This is a genomic window from Kitasatospora sp. NPDC042419 (assembly GCF_056437345.1).
Genome location: NZ_JBWKAW010000004.1, coordinates 116,140 through 130,520, shown reverse-complemented (window position 1 = coordinate 130,520; position 14,381 = coordinate 116,140). Strand labels below are relative to the sequence as shown.

Genomic DNA, 14,381 nt, shown 5'->3' with positions numbered 1-14,381 from the left:
GCCGGTCACGGGCGGGTCCGTCGTTCGGCGCGCCGCCGGGCCAGGGACTCCCTGGTCGCGGTGGTGCGGCGGGCGGCGGCGAGGCTGAGGCAGAGCACCTCGGTGCCGACCGGGCCGGCCTCCAGCCGGAGTGAACGGCCCCGGGTCGCCAGCAGCAGATCGCCGTCGACGGCCAGGTGGTCCGGCTCGTCGGCGGTCTGGCCGATGAGCAGGGAGCCGCGCAGCACGTAGAGGACGGTCTCCGTCCCCGGCTCCCCCTCCAGCGTGTGGTGGGCGCCGGGGCTGAGGCGCAGGTGGTCGAAGGATTCGCAGGCGCTGACCAGCATGGAGCGGCGCGCCAGGCAGCGCAGTCGGACGCGCTCGCCGTTCGGACCGAGGATGACGGCGGCCGAGGCCGTCGCGGTGGTGACGATCACCGGGGCTCGCCTCCCTTCGGGCTCGGGGGGTTCTCGGGGTGGTCCGGTTCGCCCGGGCGGGCCGGGCTGCCGGGGCGGTCGCCGCGTTCCCGGGACTCGCGGGTCTCCGGGTGGGTCGGGTGGGCCGGGCGCTCCGTGCTGGGGCGCTCCGTGCCGGGGCGCTCCGTGCCGGGGCGCTCGGCGGCCGGGTGGGCGGTGGCACCGCCCGGGTGGCCGGCGACGGCGAGGATGGCGTGGAAGTACTCCAGGCCGGCCGTGCCCGCGGTGAGCACGGTGCACGCCCCGAGCGGCAGCGTCAGGGCGGTGCCCTCGACCAGCGGGATCCCTGCGTCGGGAACCGTCGACGCCTCGGACCCGGGGGCGGTGGCGGTGCCCGAACCGGCGGTGATGTAGAGGGCGCGCTCGACGCCCTCGGCGGCGACCTCGGCGCTGCGGCCCGGGTCGAGCCACTGCAGACCGACGGCGCGGAGCGGTCCGGTCAGCACCCGGCTGGGGTCGACCGCGCCGCGTCGGCGGAGGTCGGTGATGACGGTGCCCGTCATGACGGGGACTCCTTCTGCTGTCCGGCGGTCCGTGGCCGGGCCGCTTCTGACCTCCACGATGTGGCGCCCGCCGTCCCGGTCGCACGGGAGCCCGGTCCCGTCCTGCTCCCTCCCGGGGCCGGGCCCGCGGACGGCGCCCGTCCCGGGGTCCCGGGGGTTGCGGGACCGGGGCGGGCCCGGCACGGCAGGGGCCCGGCACCCCGCCCCGGCCCGGTGCCGGGGCCGGGTGCCGGGGCCGGGTGCCGGGGCCGGGTGCCGGGGCCGGTGCCGGGGCCGTGCGGCCGCTCAACCGGAGACGCACAGCGCCTCCGGGACGGGCAGCGCGTCGAGCGCGTCCCCGGCGGGCAGTACTTCCGGTACGGCGGCCCGGCTGTGCGGGAGGGCGGCCGAGCCGCCCAGGCTCTCCGCCGCGGCCCTCAGCACGGCACCGCCCACGGTGCTGAGCAGCCGTCCGTCGGCGCAGTGCGGCTGACCGAGACCGGCGAGCAGCAGCAGACCGGGGTCACCGGCATCGGCGACGGCGGCGACGAGGCGGTCCGGGTCCACACCGGCGGGCAGGGCGGTCGGCGAGCCGTTCCGGGCCAGCAGTTCGCAGTGGGCCCAGGTGGCCGCACCGTCCAACAGTCCGAGCTGGAAGGCGATTCGGGCGGCGAGCAGCAGACCCAGGGCGTCGGCATCGCCGGGTGCGAGCGCCGGGCCGGTGACGGCCCGCAGGGCACGGCCGAGGCTCCGGCCGTAGCCGAGCGCGAGGGCCGGGCCGGTCTCGTACGGGTCGAAGCAGACCAGGGCGGCGCGGGCGTCCGCACAGAGCGCGACCAGCGCGGTGACGGCCTGCTCGCCGTACCGGGCCCCGGGGTCGAGGGCATCGGCCAGCAGCCCGTACTGGGCCGGGCAGACGGCGAGGACGTGGCGGATGACAGCGACCAGCCCGGCTCGGGTCTCCGGGACCGGGCGGGCGGCGAGCAGGTCCGCGCGGACCCAGACCAGGGCGGGCGCGGTGCGGGCGGCGTTCGCACCACCGGGGCCCGCCGGGCCCGGGCGGGGCACCGTGAGTGCCGGCCCGCAGGCGGTGGCGAGGTCGGTCGGTACCCGGACGTCGGCCGCGGCGCTGCAGGCGCGCTCACCGCCGACGGCGATGAGCACCGTCCGGCCGGTCTCGGCGGAGCCGCCCGGGAGCGGGCCGTCCCGTAGGTCGTGGACCGTGCAGGGGGCCTGGGCGGCGGCAAGACTGCGCACCCGGGCCAGGTGGTCGGCGGATGCCGTGCCGTCCGTCACGAGGACGAAGCGGTCGGCGGCGAACCCGGCGAGCCGTTCGCCGAGTTCGGCCCAGGACGGCTCGCCGCTGCGGACCGCCAGGACGATGCTCGCGGCACCGGCCTGGATCCGCCGGTCGAGCCGGACGCTGCGACGCATGGTGGGCCTCCTCCCGATCGGGCTCATGGACCCACCGTGCGGCGCCCGCGGCCCCGGGCGCCTGAGCCGTCGGGCCTGTTCACGCCCCGACCGGGTCCGGGCCGTGTCCCGACCGGGGCCCGGGCCCGTCCTGGCACCCCGGGAGGGAAGCGCCGGGAGGAATTCGGCGGCGACGGTGGCCGGCGCCTGACGGCTGACGGCTGACGGCTGACGGGTGACGGTTGGCAGAATCTGAGATCTGTCAGTTGTCAGCACTCGTCGGCGCGGGCCCGGCGACCTCCGGCCGCCGCTCCGGCAGCGCGCCGCTGACTCGCGCCGGCAGAACGGTGAGGCAGAGCAGCTCCGCACCGAGCGGCCCGCCGTGCAGGTGCACGGATTCCCCGCGCGGAGCGAGGACGAGGGCGCCGCGGTCGAGCAGGCGCAGCGGCTGCTCGGGGCAGTCGATCAGTGCCACCGGGCCGCGCAGCACGTACCAGGCGGCCTCGGTGCCCTCGCGTCCGGCGAGGTCGTAGCAGACGCCGGGGCCGAGCTGAACGTGTTCGAACGCCTCGCACTCGCTGTGCAGCATGCCCCGCCGGGCGAGGCAGCGGGTGCGGATCCGCTGGACACCCGGGCCCAGCAGCAGCCGGGGCCCGCCGACGCCGGTGACGATCATCGCCGCTCACCGCCCGGAAGCACCAACTCCGCGTGCACGTAGGCCAGTCCGGACGGCCCGGCGGCGAGACCGGCCGCCGTGCCGTGCGGCAGGGTGACCGCGGTCCCGGGGCGCAGCGGCACCCGGACGCCCCCGACGCTCGTCCGACCGCCCCCACCGGTGACGAACAGCGTGTGCTCCACGCCGTCCGCCACGAGGTCGGTCCGCCGGCCGGGCGCCAGTTCGGTGTGGTGCAGCAGGCGTAGCGGCCCGCCGATCACCGCGGACGGGTCCAGCGGGCCGGCCCGCCGCAGGTCGGTGATCACCGTGCTGCCGACCCGCCCGCCACCGCGGTCCCACCCGGGCTCCCCCGCCCCGTCCACCGCCCCTTCCGCCAGCTCCTCCACCGGCTCCTCCGGCGGCGGTCCGGCCGGCAGTTCGATCACCAGCCACTCCAGTGGCCCGGCGCCCGTGTTGCGCAGCCCGTGCCGGGTGCCGACCGCCGTCAGTACGGCGTCACCGGCCCGGACCGGGTACGGCCGGCCGTCGAGGGTCACCTCTCCCTCCCCCGTCAGCAGCACGTACACCTCGCGGGTCCGGGTGTGCAGGTGCTCGCCGCTGACCCCGCCGGCCGGAACGCACGCCCACTCCACGGCCTCCCAGGCCCCGGTGAGCCCCACACGGCGGGCCAGGCAGGCCCACTGGGTCACCCCGGCCGCGCCGTGCACCCCGTGGACGGCGGCCGCTGCGCCGGTGTCCGCGACCACGACCGCGCTACGCACGGGTCCCACTCCCCTCCCACAGCTGCGCCGCCGCCCCCGGCCGCGAGCGTTCCGCCGTCGACCAGGCGCGCAACCGGCCTGCCGCCTCGGCGAGTTCGCGGGCGTCCAGGTCGTCGACGAAGACTCCCGAGCCGATCCCGGACGGCAGTGGCAGCCGCTGCCGCCCGTCGCGGTGCCGGACGGTGTCGGCGAGCGCCTCGCCGAGCGTGAGCGGCTCGACCAGCGGGTGCCAGACGGGCAGTTCGAGCCGCCGCATGAGCCGCAGGATCCGTTCGCCCTGGGCGGCGTCGAGCAGCCCGCGCCGCTGGGCGACCACGGTGGTGAGCGCCATGTCGACGCAGACCGCCTCGCCGTGCAGCAGTTCGGGCAGGGCGCGCATCTCCACGGTCGGGCTGAACGAGTGGCCGTAGTCCATGAGGCGTTCCAGGCGGTGCTCCCAGAGGTTGGGCTGGAGTTCCTGCAGCATGCCGTGCACGGCGCGGCCGAGCACCGCGGCGGCGACGCGCGGGCCCTGGAACCGTTCGTCGAGGAGGGCCCGGCCGTAGCGGTCGAGGAGTTCGAAGAGGTCGCGGTCCTTGATCAGCGCGACCTTGAGGATCTCGGCGAGCCCGTTGCCGAGGTGCCGCCGGTCCAGGGTGGCCAGGAAGGCCGGGTCGAGCAGGGTGTCGACGGCTGGGTGGTAGGTGCCGAGCCGGTTCTTGTGCCGGCCGTGGTTGACACCGGTCTTGGCGCCGACGCCGGCGTCGACCAGACCGATCAGTGTGGTCGGCACCCGGACGAACGGGGTGGACCGGCGGTACAGGCTGCAGGCGAGGCCGACGACGTCCGTCAGTACGCCGCCGCCGATGGCGATGACGGGTTCGCCGCGCCGTGAGATGCCGAACGCGTCCATCCGGTCGGCGACCTGGAACACCGAATCCATGGTCTTCACCTGCTCGTGGGCGAGCAGGACCAGCGCCTCGTACTCGACGCCCTGGGCGGTCAGGTAGCGGTGGAGCCGGTGACCGTGCAGCTCGTGCACCCGGGCGTCGACCACCACGAGCCGTCGCCCGGGCGGTCCGCCGGCCCGGGCGAGCGCCGGATTGCGCGGGTCCAGCACGCCGGGGGTGAAGCGGACCCGGTAGCTGACGGGAAGCGCGGTGGCGACCGTCCAGCCCGCGGCCGGGGCGCCGCTCGCCGGGTCACCGGTGGCGTGCAGCCCGGGGGCCGACCTGCCCGCGCCGTGCCGGCCCGCGGCGTCGGGGGCCACCGGCTCGGGGTCCGCGGGCCCGGGGCCGGGGCCGTGGCCGGCCGTGTCAGGAGCGCCGGGTTCGGGGCCGGCAGCGTCGGGACCGGCGGCGTGCCGGCCGGCGGCGTGCGGTCCCGGCACGACCGGCGCGACAGGCGCGACCGGAAGGTCGGCGTGGACGCCTCGGGCGGTGCGGGCGGCCTCGGCGGCATGGTGCTGGGGATGGGGGATGGACACAGGGGGCTCCTTCGCGCGATCCGGCGGGTCGGGTGGTACGGCCGGACGCAGGACGGGCGGCCGTACCGGTCTCCACGCTGTCCTGCCCGCCGTCCCGGTCACACGGGCGACCGGGCCCATCCGTGTCCCGGCCCCACCCGGGACCACCCCGCCACCCCGCTCCCCCGGCCCCCATCACGCCGCCGCCCCGCCACCCCGGCGACGTACGGTGGAAGCCGGAGGCCGCACCATGCACGTCACCGGAACCCACTTCCCCGACCGCACCGACGCGGGCCGCCGGCTGGCCGCACTCCTGGGCCATCTGCGCGGACCCGGCACCGTGGTGGTCGCCCTGCCGCGCGGCGGGGTCCCGGTGGCCGCCGAGGTGGCGGCCACCCTCGGCGCCCCGCTCGACATCTGCGTGATCCGCAAGCTCGGTGTCCCGTACCAGCCGGAGCTCGGCATGGGGGCGATCGGCGAGGACGGGGTGCGGGTGCTCAACGACCAGGTGCTGCGCCTGGCCGGCGTCACCCCCGGCCAACTGGCCGACGTGGAGGCCCGGGAGCGCACCGAGCTGGAGCGCCGGGCCCGCCGCTACCGGGGCGGACGGCCGGCCGCGGACCTGCGGGGGCGGACGGTGGTCGTGGTCGACGACGGCATCGCCACCGGTTCGACCGCGCGGGCCGCCTGTCTGATCGTCCGGGCGCGCGGCGCGGCCCGGGTGGTGCTGGCCGTCCCGGTGGCCCCCGAGGACTGGACGGACCGGCTGGACGACGTCGCCGACGAGTTGGTCTGCGTGGGCACGCCGTCGCCGTTCTTCGCGATCGGTGAGTTCTACACCGACTTCAGCCAGACCGAGGACGCCGAGGTCCTCCGCCACCTCGCCGAGGCCACCCACTCGGGCCGCACAGGCCGCGCAGCCGTCGGCCCCGACCGCGACCTGACCGTCCCGGCCGGCGGCGTCCGACTGTCCGGCCGGCTGACCGTGCCCTCCGGGGCGCGCGGTCTCGTGGTGTTCGCGCACGGCAGCGGCAGCAGTCGGCACAGCCCGCGCAACCGGCACGTGGCCGCGTTCCTCAACCGGTCCGGGCTGGCGACCTTCCTCTTCGACCTGCTCACCGAGGACGAGGAAGCGGACCGGCGGAACGTCTTCGACGTCGATCTGCTCGGCACCCGGCTGACCGACGTCGCCCGCCGCCTCCCCGCAGACCTCTCCGCAGACCTCCTCGCCGACCTGCCCTCCGATCTGCCGACCGACCTGCCCGCAGACCTCCCCTCCCGGGACGGCGTCGAGGGCGGGGCGGTCCCGCTCGGCCTGTTCGGTGCCAGCACCGGCGCCGCCGCCGCGCTGTGGACCGCCGCCCGGCTCGGCGACGACGTGCGCGCGGTGGTCTCCCGGGGCGGGCGGCCGGACCTCGCCGGCGCCGGGCAGCTGGCCCGCGTCACCGCGCCGACCCTGCTGATCGTCGGCGCCCGGGACGGCCAGGTGATCGACCTCAACCGACGGGCGCGCGAGCAGCTGCGCTGCGAGAGTGAGCTCGCGGTGGTGCCGCACGCCGGTCACCTCTTCGAGGAGCCGGGCACCCTGGACCGGGTCGCCGAACTGGCCCGTGACTGGTTCCTCGACCACCTGGCGCCGCCCTGACGGCCCCGGAGGCGGCGGCCGGGGCAGCTGCCGCACCGGCCCGGACCCACCCCCGAAGCAGCCCCTGACCAGGCCTTCACCGGTCGCTCCGCCGGGCCCGGACCGGCGCTCCGGGCCGGCGCACCGGCCGGAGCGCGCGTTACGCAGAACTCGTGAAACCCTCCCGGTCCACCGAGCATTCTGCACAGCCGGGCCAGGGATTTCCTGATCACCTTGTACACATTGAACAGTGGAAATCCGACCTGTTGCCCAACCACCCCGACTGGAGCAAGCTCTCCGCTCAGCCGCACCCGCACCCACCCTTCGCGGCGCGGCCGCCTCAAGCGGATGCCTCAATGCCGAGGCCTCAATGTGGAGGAACGACCGATGACCCCGCAGTCCCACGCCCTTGAGCTCACCCCCGAGGAACGCGAGGCCGGTCTCGACGCCGATCAGCTGCGCCGCCTCGTCGGCCTCGTCGAGCACGACCCCGCGACCGACCCCTTCCCGGTCACCGCGCAGGACGCCGTCGTGTTCGTCGTGGGCAACGCCACCCAGACGGCCCAGTTCTACCAGGTCGTCTTCGGCATGGAGCTGGTCGCCTACTCCGGCCCGGAGACGGGCGTCCGCGACCGCAAGGCCTACGTGCTGCGCTCCGGTTCCTGCCGGTTCGTGATCACGGGCGGCGTCGCCCCGGACAGCCCGCTGCTGGACCACCACCGCCGGCACGGCGACGGCGTCGTCGACCTGGCGCTGGAGGTGCCGGACGTCGACAAGTGCATCGCGCACGCCCGCGCCCAGGGCGCGACCGTCCTGGAGGAGCCGAACGACGAGTCGGACGAGAACGGCACCGTGCGCCGCGCCGCGATCGCCACCTACGGCGAGACCCGGCACACCCTGATCGACCGGTCCCGCTACCACGGCCCGTACCTGCCGGGCTTCGTCGTCGCCGAGAGCAAGGTGAAGCACCCCGAGGGCTCGCCGCGGCGGCTGTTCCAGGCGCTGGACCACGCGGTCGGCAACGTCGAGCTCGGCCGGATGAACGAGTGGGTCACGTTCTACAACAAGGTCCTGGGCTTCGTGAACATGGCCGAGTTCGTCGGCGACGACATCGCCACCGACTACTCCGCGCTGATGTCCAAGGTCGTCGCCAGCGGCAACCACCGGGTGAAGTTCCCGCTCAACGAGCCGGCGATCGCCAAGAAGAAGTCGCAGATCGACGAGTACCTGGAGTTCTACACCGGCGCGGGCTGCCAGCACATGGCGCTGGCCACCAACGACATCCTCACCACCGTGGACGTGCTGCGCTCCCGCGGGGTGGAGTTCCTGAACACCCCGGACTCGTACTACGACGACCCGGAGCTGCGCGAGCGGATCGGCAAGGTCCGGGTGCCGATCGAGGAGCTGAAGAAGCGCGGCATCCTGGTCGACCGGGACGAGGACGGCTACCTGCTGCAGATCTTCACCAAGCCGATCGGCGACCGTCCGACCGTCTTCTACGAGTTCATCGAGCGGCATGGTTCGCTGGGCTTCGGGAAGGGCAACTTCAAGGCGCTCTTCGAGGCCATCGAGCGCGAGCAGGACCGCCGCGGCAACCTCTGAGGCGGCCGCCCCGGCCCGGCGTCACCCCGCCGGGCCGGAAACCGCCGGCCGGCGCCACCCCGCCGGCCGGCCATCGCGGAACCGGCTCCGCGGAACCGGTCACCGCTGAGCCGTAGGAAGGTCTGGGAGGAGCAGGACGATGGCGCACTACCGGCAGCTGGGCAGCATCCCGCCCAAGCGGCACACGCAGCACCGCACGCCCGAAGGCGGTCTGTACTACGAGGAGTTGATGGGTGAGGAGGGGTTCTCCTCGGACTCCTCGCTGCTCTACCACCGGGGCATCCCCTCGGCCGTCGTGAACGCGGTGCCGTGGGAGCTGCCGGACCAGTCGACGGTGCCCAACCACCCGCTGCTCCCCCGCCACCTCAAGCTGCACGAGCTGTTCGCGGGCCAGGACTGGAAGTCGGCGGACGTCGTGGCCGGGCGCCGGCTGGTGCTCGGCAACGGGGACGTGCGGATCTCGTACGTCGCCGCGGGGGCGCCGAGCGAGCTGTACCGCAACGGGCTCGGCGACGAGTGCGTGTACGTGGAGTCCGGCACCGGCACGCTGGAGTCGGTCTTCGGCACGCTGGAGGTCGGCCAGGGCGACTACGTGATCATCCCCCGGGCGACCACCCACCGCTGGCTGCCGACCGGCGACGAGCCGCTGCGCGCCTACTGCATCGAGGCGAACAGCCACATCACCCCGGTGAAGCGCTTCCTCTCCAAGTACGGCCAGCTGCTGGAGCACGCGCCCTACTGCGAGCGGGACCTGCGCGGCCCGTCCGGCCCGCTGCTGGCCGACACCGCGGCGGACGGCGACGGGGACGTCGACGTGCTGGTCAAGCACCGCGGTCCGAACGGGATCTCGGGCACCCGGTACACCGTGCCGCACCACCCGTTCGACGTGGTCGGCTGGGACGGCTGCCTGTACCCGTACGCGTTCAACATCCGGGACTACGAGCCGATCACCGGGCGGATCCACCAGCCGCCGCCGGCCCACCAGGTGTTCGAGGGCAACGGGTTCGTGATCTGCAACTTCGTGCCCCGCAAGGTCGACTACCACCCGCTGTCGATCCCCGTGCCGTACTACCACTCCAACGTGGACAGCGACGAGGTCATGTTCTACTGCGGCGGCGACTACGCGGCCCGCAAGGGCTCGGGCATCGCCCAGGGCTCGATCTCGCTGCACCCCGGCGGCCACACCCACGGCCCGCAGCCGGGCGCGTACGAGCGGTCCATCGGGGCGGAGTTCTTCGACGAGCTCGCGGTGATGGTGGACACCTTCCGCCCGCTGGAGCTGGGCGAGGGCGGCCGGGCCAGCGAGGACTCCAACTACGCCTGGACCTGGGCCGGTCGGGGGCCGCAGCAGTGAACCGCACCTCGGAGTCCGCCGTCCCCGAACTGTTCCGGGGGCTGTTCGACGACGCGGCGGTGTTCCCGCCGGGGAACCTGCCGGTCGCCGAGGCGGTGCCCGCACACCGCGTGCACCGGACCGCCTGGTACGCCGACGCGGTCGGCCCGTTCCTCTGCGGAGCGGGCCGGCTGGGCGAGCTGGCGGGCGCGGCGAACGGCGCCGCGGACAGCGCCGCGGACGGCGCGGCCGAGGGATCCGTGCCGGTGCTCCGGGTCGGGCTGGTGCTGCCGGGGGGCAGCTCCGAACTCGGCCCGGCGCTCGCCGCCGCCGCACCGTTCGAGGTCGCCGGGGTCGAACTGGCGACCAGGGACGCCCGGGAGGCGGTCGCCGCGCTCGACCTGCTGCTGCCGCCGGCCGTCCCGGCCGCCGTCGAGCTGCCGCGCGAACTGCTGCGCGGCGACGGCCTGGACGAGGTGCTGGACGTGCTGGTCGACAGCCCGTACCGGGCCAAGTTCCGCACCGGCGGCGTGGTGGCCGGCGCCTTCCCGGACGAGGAGGAGCTGGCCGGCTTCCTCACCGGCTGCGCGCAGCGCGGTCTGCCGTACAAGTGCACCGCCGGGCTGCACCACGCCGTCCGGCACACCGATCCGGTGACCGGGTTCGAGCACCACGGCTTCCTGAACGTGCTGCTCGCGGCGGCGGAGACCGACCGGAAGGCCGCCACCGAGGTGCTGGCGGAGCGGTCCGGCGAGGTCCTGGCCGCGTCGGTGCGCGAGTTGACCGACCGTCAGGTTACGGTGATCCGGAACTCGTTCACGGCGTTCGGCACGTGCAGCATCGCCGAGCCGCTGGCCGACCTGGCCGGGCTCGGCCTGGTGTCCGTACCAGGTGCCGCGCCGTCCGTCTCCTCGCAGCCGTCGCCGGCCCCGTAGCCCTCGTCGCCCGCACCGCTCGCACCGCCCACGTCGCCCACGTCGCCCACGTCACCCACGTCGCCCGACTCACCGTCCCAGGAGGACCGTTGACCACCCCCCGCAGCTGGCTGGCGAGCGCCCAGGACTCCCCGTTCGGCGTGCACAACCTGCCCTACGGCGTCTTCACCGCGGCCGACCGGCCGGGCCGGCGGCGGATCGGCGTCCGGATCGGGGACTTCGTCCTCGACGCCGGCGCGGCCGCCCGCGCCGCCGGCGCGCCGTCCGTGCTGCTCGACGCGGACTCGCTCAACCCGCTGCTGGGCGCCGGCCGTTCGGCCTGGACGCAGGTGCGGGCCGACCTGACCGAATGGCTCACCGACGAGTCGTTCCGGGACGCGCTCTCGCCCGCACTGCTGCCGCTCGCGGACGTGGAACTGCACCTGCCGTTCGAGGTCGCCGACTACGTCGACTTCTACGCCTCCGAGCACCACGCCACCAACCTGGGCCGGATGTTCCGCCCCGGCACGGAGCCGCTGACGCCGAACTGGAAGCACCTGCCGATCGGCTACCACGGCCGCTCCGGCACCGTGGTGGTCTCCGGCACGCCGGTGATCCGCCCGCACGGGCAGCGCAAGGCGCCCGCCGACGCCGTCCCTTCCTTCGGCCCGACCCGGCGGCTGGACATCGAGGCCGAGGTCGGCTTCGTGGTCGGCGCGCCGTCGACGCTCGGCTCGCCGGTCACCCTGGACCGGTTCCGCGAGCACGTGTTCGGCGTCTGCCTGGTCAACGACTGGTCCGCGCGCGACATCCAGGCCTGGGAGTACGTGCCGCTCGGCCCGTTCCTGGGCAAGTCGTTCGCCACCTCCCTCTCGCCGTGGATCGTGCCGCTCGACGCCCTGGAGCACGCCCGGGTCGCCCCGCCCGCCCGGGACGTCGAGCCGCTCCCCTACCTGGACGACCGCGGCGGCGAACCGTGGGCGCTGGACCTCGCGCTGGAGGTCCGCCTCAACGGGCACACCGTCTCCCGGCCCCCGTTCGCCTCGATGTACTGGACGGCCGCGCAGCAGCTCACCCACATGACGGTCAACGGCGCCTCGCTGCGCACCGGCGACCTCTTCGCGTCCGGCACGGTCAGCGGCCCGGAGCGGGACACCCGCGGCGCGCTGATCGAGCTGACCTGGAACGGCGAGGAGCCGCTCAAGCTCCCCGACGGCTCCACCCGCACCTTCCTGGAGGACGGCGACGAGGTCGCCATCTCCGCCACCGCACCCGGCCCGGACGGCACCGTCGTCGGCTTCGGCGAGGTCACCGGCCGCGTCACACCGTAGGGCCCCGGCCGCACCGTCCCGGCCGCTGCCGCCCCCGGCCACCGCTGAAGCCGTCTCACCACCGCCGCACCGAGGGCGGCGCCGCAACCACCGGCGCCGCCCTTCGTGCCGTGCGGCGGCGCCGGGTGCGCGGGTACGGTACGGCAGGGGGTCTCCACCGGGATCCACGACACAGCGACGCAGCGACACAGCGAAGCAGCGACGCAGGACCGACGAGGGACGGGAGCGGGCCCGATGAGCGACGAGGTGCAGGTCCACCGGGACGGTGGCGTGGGGCGGATCGTGCTCGACCGCCCGAGGGCGCTCAACTCCCTCACCCACGGCATGGTCACGGCCGTCCTGGCGGCGCTGGAGGGCTGGGCCGACGACGACGCGGTGCAGGCCGTGGTGCTGACCGGCGCCGGCGAGCGCGGGCTCTGCGCGGGCGGGGACATCCGGACGATGCACGACGACGCCAAGACCGGCGGGGCCGGCACCCGCGCGTTCTTCCGCGACGAGTACCGGCTCAACGCCCTGATCGCCCGCTACCCGAAGCCCTACCTCGCGGTGATGGACGGCATCACCATGGGCGGCGGCGTCGGAGTCTCCGCCCACGGCGCGGTGCGGATCGTCACCGAGCGTTCGGTGGTGGCGATGCCGGAGACCCGGATCGGCCTGGCACCGGACGTCGGCGGCAGCCTCCTGCTGGCCCGCGCCCCGGGCGAGTTGGGCACCCACCTGGCGCTCACCTCCTCCACGATGGGGCCGGGCGACGCACTGCTCTGCGGGTTCGCCGACCACTTCGTCCCGTCGGCGGAGGTGCCGGCCCTGCTCGCCGGGCTCGCCGCCGTCGGCGACCTCACCACGGTGGCCGCCCTGACCGCCGCCGTGGCCGCCCACGCCGAACCGGCGCCGCCCGCCGCACTCGCGCAGCGGCGGGCGTGGATCGACGACTGCTACGCCGCCGACAGCGTCGAGGAGATCGTCGAGCGGCTGCTCGGCAGCGGGATCCCGGAGGCGAAGGAGGCCGCCGAGCAGGTGCTCGGCAACTCGCCGACCGCCGTCAAGGTCACGCTCGCCGCGCTGCGCCGGGCCCGCACGCTGCCGTCGCTGGAGGCGGTGCTGGACCAGGAGTACCGGATCTCCTGTGCGGCGCTGGAGGGCCACGACCTGGTCGAGGGCATTCGCGCGCAGGTCGTGGACAAGGACCGCGACCCGCACTGGTACCCGGCTTCGCTCGCCGCCGTCACCGAGGAGGACGTGGCGCGTTTCCTGGCGCCGCGCGAGGGTGACGAGTTGGGCCTGGCCTGAGACGGGGGCCGTGCGGCCGCCGGGAGCGGGCCCCGGGCCGGCGGGGCGGTTTCCAGGGGTGGTCCGGGGGTCCGGTCCGTGACGACCGTCTCGCGGAGCGAGACTGGCGCGAGGCGGGCCGGTTCGGAGATCGTTGGGTGTTCAGAGCGCGCCCCGGGCGGCGCGAGCAGCGGAAGAGGGAGTCAACGGCGATGACCGAGACCTATGAGACGATCCTGGTCGAGCGCAAGGGCCGGGTCGGGCTGATCACGCTCAACCGGCCGGAGGCGCTCAACGCGCTCAACACCACGCTGATGAACGAGGTCGTGGCCGCGGCCACCGGCTTCGACCGGGACCCGGAGATCGGCTGTCTGGTCATCACCGGCTCGGAGAAGGCGTTCGCCGCGGGAGCCGACATCAAGGAGATGCAGGGCAACCGCTTCCCCGACGTCTACCTGGACGACTGGCTGGGCCCGTGGGACCGGCTCGGCGAGCTGCGCAAGCCGGTGGTCGCGGCGGTGGCCGGCTTCGCGCTGGGCGGCGGCTGCGAGCTGGCGATGCTCTGCGACATCCTCCTCGCTGCGGACACCGCGAAGTTCGGCCAGCCGGAGATCAAGCTGGGCGTCATCCCCGGGATCGGCGGCTCGCAGCGGCTCACCCGGGCGGTCGGCAAGGCGAAGGCGATGGAGCTGTGCCTGACCGGTCGGATGATGGGTGCCGAGGAGGCCGAGCGGGCGGGCCTGGTCTCCCGGATCGTCCCGGCCGACCAGCTGCTGGCCGAGGCGCTGGCCACCGCCGAGAAGGTCGCGGAGATGTCCGCTCCGGCGAGCATCATGCTGAAGGAGGCGGTCAACCGCGCCTTCGAGACCACCCTCGCCGAGGGCGTCCGCTTCGAGCGCCGGCTGTTCCACGCGGCGTTCGCCACCGCGGACCAGAAGGAAGGCATGGCGGCGTTCGCCGAGAAGCGGCCGGCGTCGTTCCAGCACCGCTGACAGACGCCAGCTGACCGCTGACCGCTGACAGACTTTGGCATCTGTCATCTGTCGTCTGTCAGCGGTCGGCCGGTTGCCCGTGGGC

General features: G+C 75.0%; 13 protein-coding genes. 7 read left to right on the top strand and 6 right to left on the bottom strand.

The features are described 5' to 3' along the window. Positions 1–5: 5 nt before the first annotated feature. From AC067J_RS10400 to AC067J_RS10375, 6 genes are all read right to left on the bottom strand, one after another. The gene (locus tag AC067J_RS10400) at positions 6–416 is read right to left on the bottom strand and encodes a hypothetical protein (RefSeq protein ID WP_478297578.1); all 411 of its coding nucleotides are present in this window, start codon (positions 414–416) and stop codon (positions 6–8) included. After that, positions 413–958: a hypothetical protein gene (locus AC067J_RS10395; RefSeq protein WP_478297576.1), complete on the bottom strand. Its 546-nt coding sequence runs from the start codon at positions 956–958 to the stop codon at positions 413–415. Before AC067J_RS10395 ends, AC067J_RS10400 begins: the two co-directional genes overlap by 4 nt. Before the next feature lie 285 nt (positions 959–1,243). Continuing rightward, the gene (locus AC067J_RS10390) at positions 1,244–2,371 is read right to left on the bottom strand and encodes a 3-dehydroquinate synthase family protein (RefSeq protein WP_478297574.1); all 1,128 of its coding nucleotides are present in this window, start codon (positions 2,369–2,371) and stop codon (positions 1,244–1,246) included. A 241-nt stretch (positions 2,372–2,612) separates the two neighbouring features. After that, on the bottom strand, positions 2,613–3,026 hold the full coding sequence (locus AC067J_RS10385; protein ID WP_478297572.1) for a hypothetical protein: 414 nt from the start codon (positions 3,024–3,026) through the stop codon (positions 2,613–2,615). Continuing rightward, positions 3,023–3,787, bottom strand: coding sequence for a cupin domain-containing protein (locus AC067J_RS10380; protein WP_478297570.1), 765 nt, complete (start codon positions 3,785–3,787; stop codon positions 3,023–3,025). Before AC067J_RS10380 ends, AC067J_RS10385 begins: the two co-directional genes overlap by 4 nt. Then, positions 3,780–5,252 carry a sedoheptulose 7-phosphate cyclase gene (locus AC067J_RS10375; RefSeq protein ID WP_478297568.1) on the bottom strand — a complete coding sequence of 491 codons (1,473 nt, stop codon included), beginning with the start codon at positions 5,250–5,252 and terminating at the stop codon, positions 3,780–3,782. The genes AC067J_RS10380 and AC067J_RS10375 overlap by 8 nt, the downstream gene beginning before the upstream one ends. A 229-nt stretch (positions 5,253–5,481) precedes the next feature. Between AC067J_RS10375 and AC067J_RS10370 the strand changes: the two genes are divergently transcribed. From AC067J_RS10370 to AC067J_RS10340, 7 genes are all read left to right on the top strand, one after another. Further along, positions 5,482–6,876, top strand: a complete 1,395-nt coding sequence (locus AC067J_RS10370; RefSeq protein ID WP_478297566.1) for a phosphoribosyltransferase family protein — start codon at positions 5,482–5,484, stop codon at positions 6,874–6,876. A gap of 366 nt (positions 6,877–7,242) precedes the next feature. Next, on the top strand, positions 7,243–8,457 hold the full coding sequence (hppD, locus tag AC067J_RS10365; RefSeq protein ID WP_478297564.1) for a 4-hydroxyphenylpyruvate dioxygenase: 1,215 nt from the start codon (positions 7,243–7,245) through the stop codon (positions 8,455–8,457). A 139-nt stretch (positions 8,458–8,596) separates the two neighbouring features. Further along, a complete protein-coding gene (locus AC067J_RS10360) occupies positions 8,597–9,811 on the top strand; it encodes a cupin domain-containing protein (protein ID WP_478297562.1) in 1,215 nt (404 codons plus the stop codon). Further along, complete coding sequence (locus tag AC067J_RS10355) at positions 9,808–10,725, top strand: hypothetical protein (protein ID WP_478297560.1); 918 nt, start codon at positions 9,808–9,810, stop codon at positions 10,723–10,725. Before AC067J_RS10360 ends, AC067J_RS10355 begins: the two co-directional genes overlap by 4 nt. Before the next feature lie 89 nt (positions 10,726–10,814). Then, positions 10,815–12,035, top strand: coding sequence for a fumarylacetoacetase (gene fahA / locus AC067J_RS10350; protein ID WP_478297558.1), 1,221 nt, complete (start codon positions 10,815–10,817; stop codon positions 12,033–12,035). A gap of 234 nt (positions 12,036–12,269) precedes the next feature. Beyond that, a complete protein-coding gene (locus tag AC067J_RS10345; RefSeq protein ID WP_478297556.1) occupies positions 12,270–13,325 on the top strand; it encodes an enoyl-CoA hydratase/isomerase family protein in 1,056 nt (351 codons plus the stop codon). Between the two features lie 191 nt (positions 13,326–13,516). Next, the gene (locus AC067J_RS10340; protein ID WP_478297554.1) at positions 13,517–14,296 is read left to right on the top strand and encodes an enoyl-CoA hydratase; all 780 of its coding nucleotides are present in this window, start codon (positions 13,517–13,519) and stop codon (positions 14,294–14,296) included. The last annotated feature ends 85 nt before the right edge of the window (positions 14,297–14,381 follow it).